Below are 16,331 nucleotides of genomic sequence, written 5' to 3'. Positions count from 1 at the left end.
ACAGGGAAGCTGCGCGGGTTACAGGATGTAGCGGCTCAGGTCCGGGTCCTGCACCAGTTCGCCCAGGTGGCTGTCGACGTAGGCGGTGTCGATGGCGAGGGTCTCGCCGTCGCGGTCCGGGGCCTCGTAGCTGAGCGTGTCCAGCAGCCGTTCCAGCACCGTGTGCAGGCGGCGGGCGCCGATGTTCTCCTGGCGCTCGTTGACCTGGAAGGCGATCTCGGCCAGGCGCTCGATGGCGTCGGCGGTGAAACTCACCTTGACGCCCTCGGTGGCCAGCAGCGCTTCGTACTGCTTGGTCAGCGCGGCCTTCGGTTCGGTGAGGATGCGCACGAAGTCGTTCTTGCTGAGCGCGCCCAGTTCCACGCGGATCGGGAAACGGCCCTGCAGTTCCGGAATCAGGTCGCTGGGCTTGGCCAGGTGGAAGGCGCCGGAGGCGATGAACAGGATGTGGTCGGTCTTGACCGTGCCGTACTTGGTGGACACGTTGGAGCCTTCCACCAGCGGCAGCAGGTCGCGCTGCACGCCTTCGCGCGAAACATCGCCTCCGGATGAGTTCGAATCACCGCGCTTGGCGACCTTGTCGATCTCGTCGATGAACACGATGCCGTGCTGCTCGCAGGCCTCGATGGCGGCGCTGCGGATGTCGTCCTCGTTGACCAGCTTGCCGGCCTCCTCCTCCACCAGCAGCGGGCGCGCGGCCTTGATCGTCAGCGTGCGCTTGTTCGACTTGCCGCCGCCGAGGTTGGCGAACATCGAACGCAGCTGCTGGCCCATTTCCTCCATGCCCGGCGGGGTCATGATGTCCATGCTGACGTTGGCCGCCACCTCCAACTCGATCTCGCGCTCGTCCAGCTCGCCGTTGCGCAGCATGCGCCGGAACTTGATGCGGGTTTCGTTGTCCTGCGCCGACGGCTCGTTGCGCGCGGCCTCCGGGTCGAAACCGATGCCGGCGCTGCGGCGCGGCAGCAGCGCGTCGAGGATGCGGTCCTCGGCCTTCTCCTCGGCCTGGGTGCGCACGCGCACCTTGGCCTGCTCGCGGTACAGCTTGACCGCGGTATCGGCCAGGTCGCGCACGATCTGCTCCACGTCCTTGCCGACGTAGCCGACCTCGGTGAAACGCGTGGCCTCGACCTTCACGAACGGCGCGTTGGCCAGGGTGGCCAGGCGGCGCGCGATCTCGGTCTTGCCGACGCCGGTGGGGCCGATCATCAGGATGTTCTTGGGCATCACCTCGTTGCGCAGCTCGGCAGGCAGCTGCATGCGGCGCCAGCGGTTGCGCAGGGCGATGGCGACCGCGCGCTTGGCGTCGTGCTGGCCGACGATGTGCCGGTCCAGTTCCTGCACGATCTCGCGCGGGGTCATGGTGGCGGAGGAAACTTCGATCTTGTGGGTCATGGGGAGAAACCGGGAAGTGGGAAGGGGGAACAGGGAAGGAAGGTGCATGCGCGCGGAAGGGAATACGGCCAGGGGATCTTTCATTCCCCGCTCCCCATTCCCGCTGTCGCCTTACAACTCCTCCACCACCACGTTGCGGTTGGTATAGATGCAGATGCCGCCGGCGATGTTGATCGCCTCGGTCGCCACCGCGCGCGCGTCCATTTCGGTATGCGCCAGCAGCGCGCGCGCCGCGCTCAGGGCGTAGGAACCGCCGGAGCCGATGGCGATGATGCCGTCCTCCGGCTCGATCACGTCGCCGGTGCCGCTGATGATCAGCGAGGTCTCCCTGTCGGCCACGGCCAGCAGCGCCTCGAGCTTGCCCAAGCGGCGCTCGGTGCGCCAATCCTTGGCCAGCTCCACCGCCGCGCGGGTCAGCTGGCCGTGCTTCTCGAGCTTGGCTTCGAACAGTTCGAACAGGGTGAAGGCATCGGCCGCGGCGCCGGCGAAACCGGCCAGCACCTGGCCGTCGCGGCCGAGCCGGCGCACCTTGCGCGCGTTGCCCTTCATCACCGTGTGGCCCAGCGTGACCTGGCCATCGCCGGCGATCGCCACGTGCTCGCCGCGGCGCACGCAGCAGATGGTGGTGGCATGGAAAACATTCGGGTTCTGGCTGGGATCCATTGGGGCCTCCGGGGTGTCCCGGCAACAATGGGGGCAGCGGCGGGCGGTTCAAGCATCGCCGGTGAAGCCGCCGCGGCTTGATTCAGGTCAACCGGCGCAAGGGCCGGCGGGACGATCATGGCGGCGTGGCCCGGCCACGCGAGGAACGCCGTGATTCCCTACCCGCTGCTGCTCATCGCCCACCTGTCCGCCGCGCTGATGTTCGTCGGCGCGGTGTTCTTCGAAGTGCTGATCCTCGGCAGTGCCCTGGGCCGTGTGTCGGCGGAAACGCGGCGCCGCGTCGAATCGGCCATCGCCCGCCGCGCGCGCCGGCTGATGCCGTGGGTGCTGGCGGTGCTGTACGCCAGCGGCCTGGGCATGGTCTGGCATTACCGCGCGGCGCTGGCGCAGCCGCTGGCCAGCAGCTTCGCGCTGATGCTCACGCTCAAGATCGCGCTGGCGCTGAGCGTGCTGGGCCATTTCGCCGTTGCCATGCGCACGCGCGGCCACGGCGAGCGCGTCGCCCGCCGCTTCCAGCGCATCCACGTCAGCGTGTTCTGCCACATGCTCGGCATCGTGCTGCTGGCCAAGGGAATGTTCTATCTCGGCGCCTGAGCGGCGCGGTCGGCCCGGCACAGGTAGCAGCCATGACGGGCGCTGTGCAGATGCACGTAGGCCGTGCGCGGATCGTCCAGCTGCAGGCGCAGCCAGTCGGCGGCCTGCCCGCCTTCCATCACCTCGGCGGCCACGATGCAGTCGCCGTGGTCGTAGGCGCGCAGGGAAACCAGGCGCTGCGCGACATAGGGCGGCAGCTCGTTGACCGCCAGCCGCGCCGGCACCGCGTCGCGGCGGATGAAGACCGGCCCGCAGGCGCGGTACGGCGACGCCGCCGGCTGGTGCCAGTAGGGCAACAGCAGCAGTTCCTCGCCAATGACGGCATTGCGCAGGCTGATGCGGCACGGGAAACCACGCGCGCTGTCGGCGATGCGGCGTACCGCGTCATGCGCGGCCAGTCCGGCGTCATCGAGATCGAACAGGGGGCGCAGCGGCGCGGGATCGATGCCGGACAGCAGGAAGTCGGCCATGGCGAGGCAACGGAAGCGGAACAGGCATGCAGCATGCCGCCGGCATGGCGCGCCTGCCGGCCATATCCGGACACCGCATTCGGTCCCGTGCCGCGGAAACGCCGGCGCTCAGTCCGGCTCGGCCGGGCTGCGCCGTTTCGCGCGCGGGTGCGCGGCGTCGTAGACCTTGGCCAGGTGCTGGAAATCCAGGTGCGTGTAGATCTGGGTGGTGGCGATGTCGGCGTGGCCGAGCAGTTCCTGCACGCCGCGTAGGTCGCCGGAGGACTCCAGGATGTGGCTGGCGAAGCTGTGCCGCAGCATGTGCGGATGCACGTGCTTGAACAGCCCCTGCCGCTGCGCCAGCTGCCGGATGCGGATCTGCACCGCGCGCTGGCTGATCGCGCCGCCGCCACGCCCCGGGAACACCGGCCTGTCGGCGCTGCCGCCGCTGTCCTTGCGCCATGCCTGCAACGCCGACAGGGCATGCGAACCGACCGGCACGGTGCGCTCGCGGTTGCCCTTGCCGTGCACCAGCACCATCGCGCTGGCGAAGTCGAGGTCGCGCCAGCGCAGCGCGCACAGTTCGCTCAGGCGCAGGCCGGAGGAATAGAACAGTTCCAGCAGCGCGCGGTCGCGCAGGCCCAGCGGCGCGTCGGTCGGCAGTTCGACCAGCCGCACCGCCTCGTCGGCGTCGAGCACCTGCGGCAGCTTGCGCGGCGCCTTGGGCGCGCGCAGCCCGGTGGCGGGGCTGCTGCCGATCGCGCCATTCTTCAACAGCCAGGCGTAGAAGCTGCGGATCGCCGACAGGCGCCGCTGCAGGCTGCGCGGCGACAATCCGCGCCGATGCCCGGCGGCGATGAACTCGCGCAGCTGCTCGGTGGCCAGCACCCGCGGTTCGCCGGCACCGTTCGTGTCGCACCACTGCGCCAGCGCGGCGAGGTCGCGGCGGTAGGCGTCGAGCGTATGCGCCGACATGCGCCGCTCGACCTGCAGGTAGGAAAGGAATGCTTCGACGGCATCCATCGCCGCAACCGCCTCAGCCGGCGCGGAAGCGCTGCAGCGCCACCACCAGCGACTCGCCCATCATGCGCAGGAACAGCGTGCCCATGCCGGGGTAGAAGCGGTTCGGATCGTGGCTGCCGACCGCGATCAGGCCGACGCCCGGCAGCGGCAGCAGCGCGGTGGACAGCACTTCGCCGACCCGCTCGCCGTACAGCACGTCGTTCTTCTCCGGCTGCAGGCGGCCGCAGATCGGCTCGCCGTCCTGCAGGCAGTCGTGGAACGGCGCCAGCCGCGCGTCGCCGGCAGCGATGGACTGCAGCCACGGCGCCTGCTCCAGTTCCGGCACCGGGTGCAGGCTGACGATGCGCACCAGGTCGCCGGCGAAATCCTCCTCCAGCGAGGCGGCCATCGCGCGCAGCGTGTCGGCGGCGCTGGTCTGGCGCATCAGCGCCAGGGTGAGCTGATGGGTGCGCACGGCCAGGCGCTCGTTGACCTGGGCGTTGGCGCCCAGGTCGGCCAGCCGCCGCGACAGCTCGCGGTTCTTGTCGCGCAGCACTTCCAGCTGGTAGCTGGCCAGCGACGCGGTCGGGCCGTCGTCGCGCGGCACCACCAGGGTCAACGCCAAGTCGGGGAACTGCTTGAGGAAGCCGGGATGCCGCCGCAGCCAGGCCGCGACTTCATGGGCGCCGATTTTCTCCAGGGTGTCGTTCATCCCATCCACTCTCCATCGAATACGAAAGCCGCCGGGCCGGACATCACGATCTGCGCGTCGTCGGCCGGCCACTGGATGCGCAGGTCGCCGCCGGGCAGCGACATCACCGCATCGCGCGCCAGCCGGCCGCGCTGCATCAGCACCACCGCCGCGGCGCAGGCGCCGCTGCCGCAGGCCAGGGTTTCGCCGACGCCGCGCTCGAACACGCGCAGGCGCGCATGGCCGCGGTCCAGCACCTGGGCGAAGCCGACGTTCACCGACTCGGGGAACGAGGCGTGCTGCTGCAGCAGCGGGCCCATGCGTTCCACCGGCGCGGCGTCGATCAGGCCGACTTCCAGCACCGCGTGCGGGTTGCCCATCGATACCGCGCCGAAGCGCACGTTCTCGCCCTGCAGCGGCACCACGTATTCCTCGCGCGCGCGCGGGAAGCCGATCAGCGGGATGCGCGCCGGCTCGAACTCCGGCAGGCCCATCGCCACCGCGTAATGGCCGTCGCCCAGCCGCTGCACCGCGTGCGTGCGCAGCGGGCTGTCGATCATGAACGCATCGCCCTGCGCGGCGCCGTCGCGCACCAGCCACGCGGCCACGCAGCGCGCGCCGTTGCCGCACTGCTGGGAGGTGGAACCGTCGGAATTCCAGATGCGGTAGGACGCCACCGAACCGGCGTCGCGCGGCGGCTCGATGGTCAGGATCTGGTCGCAGCCGACGCCGCGGTGGCGGTCGGCGATGCGCGCGGCGAGGCCGGCATCCGGCGGCGGGCTGCCGTCGCGCAGGTCCAGCACCACGAAATCGTTGCCGGCGCCATGCATCTTGGTGAAACGCAGGCGCGGCAGGGCCGGCCTATTCATGGTCGTGGCCGTCGTCCTTCGGATCCTGTGCCTGGCTGTCGGCCGGAACGGCATCGGCGGGCGCGTCGGCCGGCTTCACTTCCTGCTCTTCCACCGGCACCGGCTTCTGCGGCATCACCAGCGGCCCCTTGTTGCCGCAGGCGGTGAGGACCAGCAGCGCGCATGCGGCTGCAACGAGCATCGGAAGGCGGGACGTCTTGTTCATGGCCCGAGTATATCCACTCGTGCGTCAACGCTGCCGCGCCAGCGCGCCGCCCGCCGCGTCCATCCGGTCATTCCGCCGGCGGCAGCGGGCGCGTCCACAGCCAGGTGCAGACGCAGGCCATGCTGCCGATCGAGAACCACTTCACCCAGGCCAGCGGCACGCACCACAGCATGATCAACGCGCAGACCAGCATGGTCGCGGTGGCCATCCACTTGCCCCTGCGGCTGACCGCGCCATGCGCCTGCCAGTCGGCGATGGCCTTGCCGAAGCGCGGGTGGGTCAGCAGCCAGCGGTGCAGGCGTTCGGAGCCGCGCGAGGCGGCCCAGGCCGCGATCAGCACGAACACCGTGGTCGGCAGCCCCGGCACGAAGATGCCGACGATGCCCACGCCGAGACTGGCGTAGGCCAGCAGCCACCAGGCCCAGCGCAGGCGCGCCGGGCGTCGCTCGGGAGGCGTGGGCGATTCCGGCACGGGCGCGGGCGCCGTCAGTGCGCCACGTCCAGCTGCGACAGCACGAACGCGTAGGACTCGGCCAGTTCGTGGTAGCGCTGGAAGCGGCCGGACTTGCCGCCGTGCCCGGCCTCCATGTTGGTGCGGAACACGATGGGATGCGTGCCGGTGTTGACGTCGCGCAGGCGCGCCACCCACTTGGCCGGCTCCCAGTACTGCACCTGCGAATCCCACAGGCCGGTGCCGACGAACAGCGCCGGATAGGCCTGCGCGCGCACGTTGTCGTACGGCGAATAGCCGAGCATGTAGTCGTAGTAGCGCTTCTGCCCGGGGTTGCCCCACTCGTCGTACTCGTTGGTGGTCAGCGGGATGCTGGCGTCGAGCATGGTGGTGACCACGTCCACGAACGGCACCTGCGCCACCATCACCCGGTAGTCGCCCGGCGCCTGGTTGGCGACCGCGCCCATCAGCAGGCCACCGGCGCTGCCGCCGGAGGCGGCCACGCGGTCCTTCGCCGCCCAGCCCTGCGCCACCAGCGCGCGGGTGACGTCGATGAAATCGTTGAAGGTGTTCTGCTTGTTGAGCAGCTTGCCGTCCTCGTACCAGTGGCGGCCCATCTCCTCGCCGCCGCGGATGTGGGCGATGGCGTAGACCATGCCGCGGTCGAGCAGGCTGATCACGCTCTGGTTGAAATACGGGTCCATCGACATGCCGTAGCTGCCGTAGGCGTACTGGTACAGCGCGGCGCTGCCGTCCTTCCTGAAGCCCTTTCTGTAGACCAGCGACACCGGCACCTTCGCACCGTCGCGTGCCGTCACCCACACGCGCTCGGTCTGGTACAGCGACGGGTCGTAGCCGATCACCGGCTGCTGCTTGAGCTGGCGGCGCTCGCCGGTTTTCACGTTGAGCTCGTAGGTGGTGGCCGGCGTGGTCAGCGAGGTGTAGCTGTAGCGCAGCCAGTCCGTATCCGGCTCGGCGTTGACCGACAGGCCCATCGAATAGGCCGGTTCGTCGGCCTTGACGAACTCGCTGCGGCCGTCGCCGAACAGCAGGCGCACGCGCTCCAGCGCCTCGGCGCGTTCGGCGATGGCGGTGAACCCGTCGAACAGCTCGAAGCCTTCCACCAGCACCTGCGGATCGTGCTTCACCCAGTCCTGCCACTGCGCGCGCGAGGTGGCGCCGTCCGGCGCGGTGACCAGCTTGAAGTTCTTCGCGCCGTCGGCATTGGTGCGGATCACCCAGCGGCCGTCGAAATGGTCGGCGTCGTATTCCACGTCGCGTTCGCGCGGCGCCAGCACGGTGAACGCCGCCGGGTCGGCGGCCGGCGCATAGCGCAGCTCCGAGGACACGGTGCTGTCCACGCCGATGGTGATGTAGCGGTCGTCGCGGGTGCGCCCCACGCCCATGTAAAAGCTGTCGTCGTCTTCCTCGTAGACCAGCGCATCGCGGCTGGCCGGCGTGCCCAGCACGTGCTTCTTCACCCGCACGGTGAGCAGGGTTTCAGGATCGTTCTCGACGTAGAACAGGGTGCGGTTGTCGTCGGCCCACACCACGTTCGCCGACACGCCCTGGATCACGTCGGGCAGCAGCTGGCCGGTGGCCAGGTCCTTGAAGCGGATGGTGTACTGGCGGCGGCCGACGTCGTCCTCGGCCCAGGCCAGCAGGCGGTTGTCCTGGCTCACTTCCATGTCGTCGACGGCGAAGTAGCCCTTGCCCTCGGCCATGGCGTTCAGGTCCAGCAGCACTTCCTCCGGCGCCTGCATGTCGCCCTTGCGGCGCGCGTGGACCGGATAGTCCTTGCCGGTTTCGTAGCGGGTGTAATACCAGTAGCCGCGTTCGCGGTACGGCACGCTGGCGTCGTCCTGCTTGATGCGGCCGACGATCTCGCCGTAGAGCGTATCCTCCAGCGGCTTGAGCGGCGCCATCAGCGCGTCGGTGTAGGCGTTCTCGGCGGTGAGGTAGGCCAGCATCGCCGGGTCCTGGCGCTCGTCGTCGCGCAGCCAGTAGTACTCGTCCTCGCGGACCGCGCCGAACGGCGCCTTGACCTGGTGGGGACGCTTCTGGGCGTCGGGCGGAACGGGCGTGGAGGCGACGGCGGTATTCATCATCAGGCTTGCGACCAACAGGCAAAGGGCGGGTTTCATGCGCGGGCTCCGTGTGGACGGCCACGCGGCCGCCCGGCGATGGCCGACAGTGTGCCATGGGAGTCGCGGCCGGCACCGGCCCGCGGCGGCGCGGCCTATGATGTCGGCGATGAACGCCGCCCCCACACCGTCCGGCTACAGCCGGCGCAGCCACGAGATCGCCCCGTTCCACGTCATGTCGCTGCTGGCGCGCGCCAACGCGCTGGAGCAGGCCGGCTTCGACGTGATCCACCTGGAGATCGGCGAGCCCGACTTCACCACCGCCGACCCCATCGTGCGCGCCGGCCAGGCCGCGCTGGCCGCCGGCCATACCCGCTACACCGCCGCGCGCGGACTGCCGGCCCTGCGCGAGGCCATCGCCGGTTTCTACGGCAGCCGCCATGGGCTGGACATCGATCCCGAGCGCATCCTGGTCACGCCCGGCGGCTCGGGCGCGCTGCTGCTGGCCTCCAGCCTGCTGGTCGATCCGGGCCGGCACTGGCTGCTGGCCGACCCCGGCTATCCCTGCAACCGCCATTTCCTGCGGCTGGTGGAAGGCGCCGCGCAACTGGTGCCGGTCGGCCCGGACAGCGGTTACCAGCTGACCCCCGAACTGATCGGCCGGCACTGGAACGCCGGCAGCGTCGGCGCGCTGGTCGCTTCGCCCGCCAACCCCACCGGCACCACGCTCGATGCCGCGCAGCTGGCCGCGCTGTCGGCCGCGTTGAAGGCGCGCGGCGGCCACCTGGTGGTGGACGAGATCTACCACGGCCTGACCTACGGCTTCGACGCGCCCAGCGTGCTGGAAGTGGACGACGGCGCCTTCGTGCTCAACAGCTTCTCCAAGTACTTCGGCATGACCGGCTGGCGCCTGGGCTGGCTGGTGGCGCCGCCGGCGGCGGTGCCCGAGCTGGAGAAACTGGCGCAGAACCTGTACATCAGCGCGCCGTCGATGGCGCAGCATGCCGCGCTGGCCTGCTTCGAGCCGGAGACGATCGCCATCTTCGAGCAGCGCCGCGAACAGTTCCGCGAGCGCCGGGACTACCTGCTGCCAGCGCTGCGCGAACTCGGCTTCCGCATCGACGTCGAACCGCAGGGCGCGTTCTACCTGTACTGCGACGTGAGCGCGTTCACCGACGACGCGCAGGCCTTATGCGCGCACTTCCTGGAAACCGAGCACGTGGCGTTCACGCCCGGCCTGGACTTCGGCCACCACCGCGCCCGCCAGCACGTGCGCATCGCCTATACGCAGGACGTGGCGCGGCTGCAGGAGGCGGTGGCGCGCATCGCGCGCGGGCTGGAGCGCTGGCAGGGAAAGCAGGCGACCTGACGACATCCTTCCCCCGCCTGCGGGCGACAACGCGGCAGGATTGCCGAGTTGCACGGCGAAGCCGCCCGAAGGGTGAGGCACAGGGATGTGCCGAATGCAGGTGCCCGCAGGGCGGATGGGGGGCTTTGGGCTTCGAAAGCGTTCATATGCATTCACCATCAGGACTTCGCTCCTGCCCTCACCCCAACCCCTCTCCCGCTTGCGGGAGAGGGGCTTCAAACAACAAACGCCACCTTTCGGTGGCGTTTGTTCTGTATCAACTCCAGCGCTGCATCAACTCCAGCCGGGCATCACTTACTGCTCAGCTGCTCCCACAGGAAGCTGTACGCCAGCGCCGACATGTGCGCGGCCTGCGCGTTGTTGGCTGCGCCGCCGTGGCCTCCTTCGATGTTCTCGTAGTAGGTCACGTTCTTGCCGGCGTCGATCATCTTGGCCGCCATCTTGCGGGCGTGGCCTGGATGCACGCGGTCGTCGCGGGTGGAGGTGGTGAACAGCACCGGCGGGTAGTCCTTGGCCGGGTCGAACAGGTGGTACGGCGAGAAGGTCTGGATGAACTCCCAGTCGGCCGTGTCCGGATTGCCGTACTCGGCCATCCACGAGGCGCCGGCCAGCAGGTGGCTGTAGCGCTTCATGTCCAGCAGCGGCACCTGCACCACCACCGCGCCGAACAGCTCCGGGTACTGGGTGAGCATGTTGCCGGTGAGCAGGCCGCCGTTGCTGCCGCCCTGCACGCCCAGGTGCCGGGCCGAGGTGATCCTGCGGCTGACCAGGTCCTGCGCCACCGCCGCCATGTCCTCGTAGGCCTTGTGGCGGTTCTGCTTCAGCGCCGCCTGGTGCCAGCGCGGGCCGTACTCGCCGCCGCCGCGGATGTTGGCCACGACGTACACGCCGCCCTTTTCCAGCCACGCGCGGCCCATGCCGCCGGAGTAGGACGGGGTCAGCGAGATCTCGAAGCCGCCGTAGCCGTACAGCAGGGTCGGGTTGGAGCCGTCGCGCTTCATGTCCTTGCCGTGCACCACGAAGTACGGCACGCGGGTGCCGTCCTTGCTGGTGGCGAAGTGCTGCTCGATCACCTTGCCGCTGGCGTCGAAGAACGCCGGCATGGTCTTGAGCACTTCCGGCTGCTGGCCGATCTGCGCCAGCGACAGCGTGGTCGGGGTGAGGTAGTCGGTGACGGTCATCCACACCGCGTCGCTTTCGTCCGGATCCACCGCGCCGACACCGATGGTGCCGAACGCCGGCGCGCCGACGAAATCGCTGCGGGTCCAGCCGTCCTTGCCGGGGGTCAGCACCTGCAGGCGGTTCTTGACGTCGTCCAGCACGTTCAGCACGACGTGGTTCCTGGTCCAGGCCGCACCGGCCAGCGAGGTGGTGTCGGTCGGCGCGAACAGCACGTCGAACTCACGCTTGCCGGCCATGAAATCGTCGAACTTCGTCGCCAGCAGCGAGCCGGCGGCGTAGGTCCTGCCGCCCACGGTCCACGGCTCGCGCAGCTCCAGGGTCAGCCACTCGCGGCGCACGCCCTTCTCGGCCGAATTCGGCGCGTCGACCTTGGTCAGCCTGCCATCCGCGCCGACCAGGTAAAGCTCGTTGTTGTAGAAGGCGATGGTGCGGCTGACGAAGTCACGCTCGAAGCCAAGCGTGTCGTCATGCATCGCCGCGATGTACATGTCCTCCGGCGTGCCTTCGTACACCGGGGTGGCCGCCGACATCGGCGTGCCGCGCTTCCAGCGCTTGACCACGCGCGGATAGCCGGAGGTGGTCATCGTGCCGTCACCGAAATCGGTGTAGACGAACACGTTGTCCTGGTCGATCCAGCCCAGGCCGCCCTTGGCTTCCGGGCGGAAGAAGCCGTCCTTGATCCATTCCTTCTTCGCGACATCGAACTCGCGGGTGACGTCGGCGTCAGCACCGCCGCGCGACAGCGCGACCAGGCAGCGCGTGTACTGCGGGCGCAGGCAGTTGGCGCCGTGCCACACCCAGTTCTCGCCCTCGGCCTTGTTCAGCGCATCCAGGTCCAGCACGGTTTCCCACAGCGGCTCGGCCTTGCGGTACTCCACCAGGGTGGTGCGGCGCCAGACGCCGCGCTCGTGCTGCTTGTCCTTCCAGAAGTTGTAGTAGTAGTCGCCGATCTTCTCGACGCCGGGGATCTTGGCGTCCGAATCCAGCACCGCGCGGATGCCGGCCTCCATCTCCTTGAACTGCGCGCTCTGCGCCAGGCGCGCCTCGGCCTTGGCGTTCTGCTCCTTCACCCAGGCCAGCGGCTTGTCGCCGGTGACGTCTTCCAGCCAGGCGTATCTGTCCTGGTCGGCGTCAGCGGCCATGGCGGCCCCGGACAGGCTTGCGGAAATCAGGCCCGCGGCGAGGCAGGCGGAAGTGAATCGGGACATGAGGGCTCCACGCGGTCATAGGCCGCGAACGCTAGCACAGCCCCGACGCGGCCTTCCCCTGTCGAAGGTCAGGCCGCGCGCACCGTGGTCCCGCGACGGGCGCGGCGCAGGCGCCGGGCCTGGGGCCGCTGCCGGTTGCCCGAGGCCTGCCGCCGCGCGCGCCATGCCGCGGGCAGGCGGAAGCGGTACAGCGCCCACCACGCGCTCAGCGGCATGCCCAGCAACCACAGCGGCAGCCAGCCGATCCAGACACTGCTGCCGCGCATGGCCGGCCATACCAGCACCAGGGCCAGCCCGGCGAGCGCGGCCTGCCTGACGCAACGCAGCACGCGCGGATCGGGATGTTCGACGGTATTGCGGCGGGACGACTGGGCCATGACACGCTCCGGTAACGGGTTCGGGCGCATGCTGCCGGCCGCCCATCTCAGAGGTTGCGACCGGGCATTGACGCATCCATCGCCGCCCATCGAACATGCTGGCGTCACCCTCCATGGCGCTCCACCCCGCAATGCGACCCATCCCAGCGTTCCTGTCCGCCCTGTTGCTGAGCCTCACCCTGCCGCTGGCGCCGGCCCTGGCGCAGGACGCCGCGCCGGCCACCGTCGATGCCGAGGGCATCGCCGAAGGCCCGATCGACCTGCAACGCTTCATGGGCCGCTGGTACGTGATCGGGCGGGTGCCGAATTTCGTCGAGCGCGGCCATGTCGCCAGCGTCAACACCTACAGCCTGCGCGGCGGCGACCGCGTATCCATCCGCTACCAGTACCGCGACGGCTTCGACGCGCCGGAAGAGGAAATCGACCTGCGCGCGCGCGTGGACGCGGACAGCGGCAATCGCCGCTGGCGCACCTGGTTCTACAAGGTGGTGCCGACCCATTCGCGCATCCTGGAAGTGGCGCCGGACTATTCCTGGGCGCTGATCGGCTACCCGGGCCGCGAGATGGCGTGGATCTTCGCCCGCGAGCCGGACATGGACGCCGCGCTGTACCGGCAGCTGGCGCTGCGCCTGCGCGACCGCTACGAGGTCAACACCGACAAGCTCAAGCGCGTGCCGCAGCACCCGGAGCAGGTCGGCAGGCTGGGTTTCGAGGTTCCCAACCAGAAGTGAGCCGCGCCCGCGCGGCGGAATAGGGCGCGCTTGACCTGCATCAACCACCGCCCGCGGGCGGCGCCCTAGCATGGCGGTCCTCCGGCTGGGACAGCACCATGCGCAACGACCGCACCGCGACGCCCGATCCATGCCAGGACCGGCGGCCATGAGCGCTTGGCTCGACCACCTGGTGCTGGCCTGCGCGCGCCACGCGATCGACCGGGTCGACGACGGCGTGGTGGAACTGTTCGCCGGCCGCCAGCGGCTGGCCGCCATCGCCGGCCGCGCCAAGGCGCATGCCGGCCTGTGCCGGCACGATCCCGAACGCGAACGCGCCGTGCTCGAACGCGCTCGGCGGCGCGCGCACCGCCGCGGCCTGGAGAGCGACAGCGTGGTGCCGGTGATGCAGACGCTGATCGCGCAGGCCCACCGCCGCCAGCTCGCACCGGCCGCTTCCCTGCCCTTTCCCGAAGGCATCGCCATGTCCATTCCCGACCCGTCCCATGCCGCCACCCGCCTGCTGCGCTGGCTGCCGCCGCCGCGCTACTGGCGCCCATTGCTGTCGCGCATCCCGGCGTCGCTGCACGCCCGGGTGGTGCCGCGCGTGCTCGGGCGCGCCGTCTCCGCGCCGGGAGTGCTGCGCAGCCTGGAAGCCGTCGAAGGCCGGCGGATCGGCATCGAGGTGCGCGACCTCGGCCTGCGCTGGGTGATCGAGCTGGCCGACGGCCGCCTGCGCGCGGCCGACGGCGACGCGGAAGCCACGATCCGCGGCAGCGCCACCGATCTGCTGCTGCTCGCCAGCCGGCAGGAGGATGCCGACACCCTGTTCTTCCAGCGCCGTCTGGAACTGACCGGCGATACCGAACTGGGCCTGCTGCTGCGCAACCTGCTCGACCGCATGCCCTGGGAGGAAGTGCCGCTGGCGCTGCGCATCGCGCTGCAGCGGAGCAGCCGCCTGCTGCAGGCCGCGCGCGGGGCCCACGCCCGGCGGCACTGAACGCGCGTCCCGCGCCCGGTATTCCGGTGCGGGACGCCAAGGCTCAGCCCGCCATCCGCATCCCCGGCTCGCCATGCCAGTAGCCGTTGCGCTGGCCGATGCGGGCGGGCGCCACCGGGCTGCGGCGTGCGGCGTCGAAATGCCGCACCACCGCCTCCATGCCGTCGGCCTGCGGGTACAGGCGCAGGATGTCCACGCCCAGTGCGCGCAGTTCCGGCAGCTCCGGGCCGAGGTCGGTGATCTCCTCGCCCTGCACCGAAATGCCGTTGATGCGCAGGAACGGACGCCCGTCGCGGGTGGCCAGCGGCATGCCGTCCGGGTGTTCGATGCAGCGGAAGCCGCACTGGTCCTTGGGCACGTCGAGCGCGCGGGCGGTGAAGCAGCGCGCCGAGTAGGACAGCGGCAGCCGTCCCCACGCGGTCACTTCCAGCTCCGGCATCGCGCCGCCGGCGGCGACATGGGCATCGGCCAGTTCGCCGATCAATACGCGGCCCTGCTCTACGCCCGGCACCCAGCGGCGCAGGCCGTCCTCGGCCAGCATCGCCAGCGCGCGGTGGTTGTAGACGTTGAGCGAGGGACCGGCCACGAACGGGCGGCCCTTCTCGCGACACAGCTGCACCGCCGACAGGTCGTTGGCCTCGATCCAGAAGCCGCCGTGCGACACCTGCCGGTCGAGCACGCCCAGTTCGGATTCGGCCTCGATCAGCGCCAGCGTGGACAGCACGATCTGCTTGCCGGAGGCGGCCAGTTCCCCGGCCAGCGCCAGCCAGTCGGCGGTGCGCAGTTCGCGGCGCTTGCTGCACACGGTCTCGCCCAGATAGACGATGTCCAGCGGCCAGTGGATCGCGTCGCGGTAGAAGGCGAGCGTGCGTTCGCGCGGCCAGAAGTACTGCAGCGGGCCCAGGCTGAGTTTCATCGTCGTTCCTTCAGTGCCAGGCGCGGTGGTACGGGCCGAGCGTGGTCTGGTGACCCTCGGCGTGGCGCGCCAGTTCGGCCTGCCATTCGGGCCGCAGCCGCCAATGCGCGCCGTCGGCGGCGAGCCGGTCGATGGCCTTGCGCCAGGTGCGGGTGACCGAACCGACGTAGGCCACGCCGCGCTGGCGGCCTTCGATCTTCAATGCGGTCACGCCGATCTGCCGCAGCCGCGGCAGCAGTTCCATCGTGTTGAGGCTGGTGGGTTCTTCCAGCGCGTGGAAGATCTCGTCGTCGACGTCGAAGCGGCCCTTGCACACGGTCGGGTAGCCGGCCGGTTCGTCCGGCCTGAATTCGTCGATCAGCACGTCGTTCAGGCGCACGCCGCGGCTGCCGTCGGAGCGTTCCTCCCAGCGCACGAACTTCGCCGGCGAACACACGCCGTGGCGGTTGGGCGAGGCGCCGGTGACGTAGCTGGAAAGCTGGCAGCGGCCTTCCACCATGATGCACAGGCTGCCGAAGGCGAATACCTCCAGCGCCACCGGCGACTTCTCGCACAACCGCTCGACCTGCTGGATCGACAGCACCCGCGGCAGCACCGCGCGGCTGATGCCGAAGCGTTCGTGCGCGTAGCGCAGCGCCGGCGCGGTGGTGGCCGAGCCCTGCACCGACAGGTGGCGCGGCAGCTGCGGATGCGTGCGCGCGGCGTAGTCGAGCACCGCCATCTCGGCGGCGATGATGGCGTCGGCGCCCAGCGCCGCAGCCTTGTCCACGGCGGCGTGCCAGTCCTTCAGGCGCGCGCTGTCCGGGTAGGTGTTCAACGCCAGGTAGACGCTGGCGCCCTGCGCGTGCGCATAACGGATGCCGGCGCGCAGTTCGTCGTCGGAGAAGTTGAGGCCCGGGAACGCGCGCGCGTTGGTCTGGTCGCGGAAACCGGCGTAGACCGCATTGGCCCCCGCATCCACTGCCGCCTGCAGGGCCGGCAGGTTGCCGGCGGGACATACCAGTTGCATGCGGAGACTCCGGCCCGTGGGGAGCCGGCATGATCCTGCGGGTGGCCGCGTGCGTCCTTGACGTGGGTCAAGCTGCGCCCGCGCGCGGCGTTGACGTGGATCATGGGCGTGCTGCCGGACGCGTGGGATGCTGCGTCGCAGGCGGGCATTCGCGCAC

General features: G+C 70.0%; 17 protein-coding genes. 4 read left to right on the top strand and 13 right to left on the bottom strand.

The annotated features are described in order from the left end of the window. Positions 1-18 precede the first annotated feature (18 nt). Together hslU and hslV are read right to left on the bottom strand one after the other, a co-directional pair. Positions 19-1,395, bottom strand: coding sequence for an ATP-dependent protease ATPase subunit HslU (gene hslU, locus ABTV91_RS05585; RefSeq protein ID WP_433853616.1), 1,377 nt, complete (start codon positions 1,393-1,395; stop codon positions 19-21). Between the two features lie 111 nt (positions 1,396-1,506). Continuing rightward, positions 1,507-2,058: an ATP-dependent protease subunit HslV gene (gene hslV / locus ABTV91_RS05580; protein WP_433853615.1), complete on the bottom strand. Its 552-nt coding sequence runs from the start codon at positions 2,056-2,058 to the stop codon at positions 1,507-1,509. Between the two features lie 150 nt (positions 2,059-2,208). On the opposite strand from hslV, the gene ABTV91_RS05575 reads away from it, so the two are divergent. Further along, entirely contained in the window at positions 2,209-2,652 is a 444-nt protein-coding gene (locus tag ABTV91_RS05575) for a CopD family copper resistance protein (protein WP_433853614.1), read from the top strand. Here ABTV91_RS05575 and ABTV91_RS05570 read toward each other — a convergent pair. The 7 genes from ABTV91_RS05570 to ABTV91_RS05540 form a co-directional block, all read right to left on the bottom strand. After that, on the bottom strand, positions 2,637-3,122 hold the full coding sequence (locus tag ABTV91_RS05570) for a DUF1203 domain-containing protein (RefSeq protein WP_433853613.1): 486 nt from the start codon (positions 3,120-3,122) through the stop codon (positions 2,637-2,639). The genes ABTV91_RS05575 and ABTV91_RS05570 overlap by 16 nt on opposite strands. A 108-nt stretch (positions 3,123-3,230) precedes the next feature. Continuing rightward, positions 3,231-4,124, bottom strand: coding sequence for a tyrosine recombinase XerC (xerC, locus tag ABTV91_RS05565; RefSeq protein ID WP_433853612.1), 894 nt, complete (start codon positions 4,122-4,124; stop codon positions 3,231-3,233). Positions 4,125-4,137: 13 nt separating this feature from the next. Further along, positions 4,138-4,815, bottom strand: coding sequence for a DUF484 family protein (locus ABTV91_RS05560; protein ID WP_433853611.1), 678 nt, complete (start codon positions 4,813-4,815; stop codon positions 4,138-4,140). Further along, the gene (dapF, locus tag ABTV91_RS05555) at positions 4,812-5,663 is read right to left on the bottom strand and encodes a diaminopimelate epimerase (protein WP_433853610.1); all 852 of its coding nucleotides are present in this window, start codon (positions 5,661-5,663) and stop codon (positions 4,812-4,814) included. Before dapF ends, ABTV91_RS05560 begins: the two co-directional genes overlap by 4 nt. After that, entirely contained in the window at positions 5,656-5,868 is a 213-nt protein-coding gene (gene lptM, locus ABTV91_RS05550; RefSeq protein WP_433853609.1) for an LPS translocon maturation chaperone LptM, read from the bottom strand. Before lptM ends, dapF begins: the two co-directional genes overlap by 8 nt. 67 nt (positions 5,869-5,935) lie before the next feature. After that, complete coding sequence (locus ABTV91_RS05545; RefSeq protein WP_433854126.1) at positions 5,936-6,358, bottom strand: YbaN family protein; 423 nt, start codon at positions 6,356-6,358, stop codon at positions 5,936-5,938. Beyond that, on the bottom strand, positions 6,355-8,463 hold the full coding sequence (locus tag ABTV91_RS05540) for a S9 family peptidase (RefSeq protein WP_433853608.1): 2,109 nt from the start codon (positions 8,461-8,463) through the stop codon (positions 6,355-6,357). The genes ABTV91_RS05545 and ABTV91_RS05540 overlap by 4 nt, the downstream gene beginning before the upstream one ends. A gap of 109 nt (positions 8,464-8,572) precedes the next feature. On the opposite strand from ABTV91_RS05540, the gene ABTV91_RS05535 reads away from it, so the two are divergent. Next, positions 8,573-9,772, top strand: a complete 1,200-nt coding sequence (locus ABTV91_RS05535) for a pyridoxal phosphate-dependent aminotransferase (protein WP_433853607.1) — start codon at positions 8,573-8,575, stop codon at positions 9,770-9,772. A gap of 290 nt (positions 9,773-10,062) precedes the next feature. Here ABTV91_RS05535 and ABTV91_RS05530 read toward each other — a convergent pair whose 3' ends face one another. Together ABTV91_RS05530 and ABTV91_RS05525 are read right to left on the bottom strand one after the other, a co-directional pair. Beyond that, positions 10,063-12,162 carry a prolyl oligopeptidase family serine peptidase gene (locus ABTV91_RS05530; protein ID WP_433853606.1) on the bottom strand — a complete coding sequence of 700 codons (2,100 nt, stop codon included), beginning with the start codon at positions 12,160-12,162 and terminating at the stop codon, positions 10,063-10,065. Positions 12,163-12,230: 68 nt separating this feature from the next. Then, the gene (locus ABTV91_RS05525; RefSeq protein ID WP_433853605.1) at positions 12,231-12,539 is read right to left on the bottom strand and encodes a hypothetical protein; all 309 of its coding nucleotides are present in this window, start codon (positions 12,537-12,539) and stop codon (positions 12,231-12,233) included. Positions 12,540-12,670: 131 nt separating this feature from the next. Between ABTV91_RS05525 and ABTV91_RS05520 the strand changes: the two genes are divergently transcribed. Together ABTV91_RS05520 and ubiT are read left to right on the top strand one after the other, a co-directional pair. Continuing rightward, a complete protein-coding gene (locus ABTV91_RS05520) occupies positions 12,671-13,270 on the top strand; it encodes a lipocalin family protein (protein ID WP_433853604.1) in 600 nt (199 codons plus the stop codon). 148 nt (positions 13,271-13,418) lie between these two features. Continuing rightward, positions 13,419-14,249 carry a ubiquinone anaerobic biosynthesis accessory factor UbiT gene (gene ubiT / locus ABTV91_RS05515; protein WP_433853603.1) on the top strand — a complete coding sequence of 277 codons (831 nt, stop codon included), beginning with the start codon at positions 13,419-13,421 and terminating at the stop codon, positions 14,247-14,249. Between the two features lie 43 nt (positions 14,250-14,292). Here the strand turns inward: ubiT and ABTV91_RS05510 are convergent, their stop codons facing one another. Then, a complete protein-coding gene (locus ABTV91_RS05510; RefSeq protein ID WP_433853602.1) occupies positions 14,293-15,165 on the bottom strand; it encodes a U32 family peptidase in 873 nt (290 codons plus the stop codon). 10 nt (positions 15,166-15,175) lie between these two features. Next, the gene (gene ubiU / locus ABTV91_RS05505) at positions 15,176-16,174 is read right to left on the bottom strand and encodes a ubiquinone anaerobic biosynthesis protein UbiU (RefSeq protein WP_433853601.1); all 999 of its coding nucleotides are present in this window, start codon (positions 16,172-16,174) and stop codon (positions 15,176-15,178) included. Positions 16,175-16,331: the final 157 nt, after the last annotated feature.

The organism is Stenotrophomonas nitritireducens (genome assembly GCF_050984405.1).
Taxonomy (GTDB): domain Bacteria; phylum Pseudomonadota; class Gammaproteobacteria; order Xanthomonadales; family Xanthomonadaceae; genus Stenotrophomonas; species Stenotrophomonas nitritireducens_B.
The sequence above is the reverse complement of the archived record's forward strand: the minus strand, read 5'-3'. Positions and strand labels throughout refer to the sequence as shown.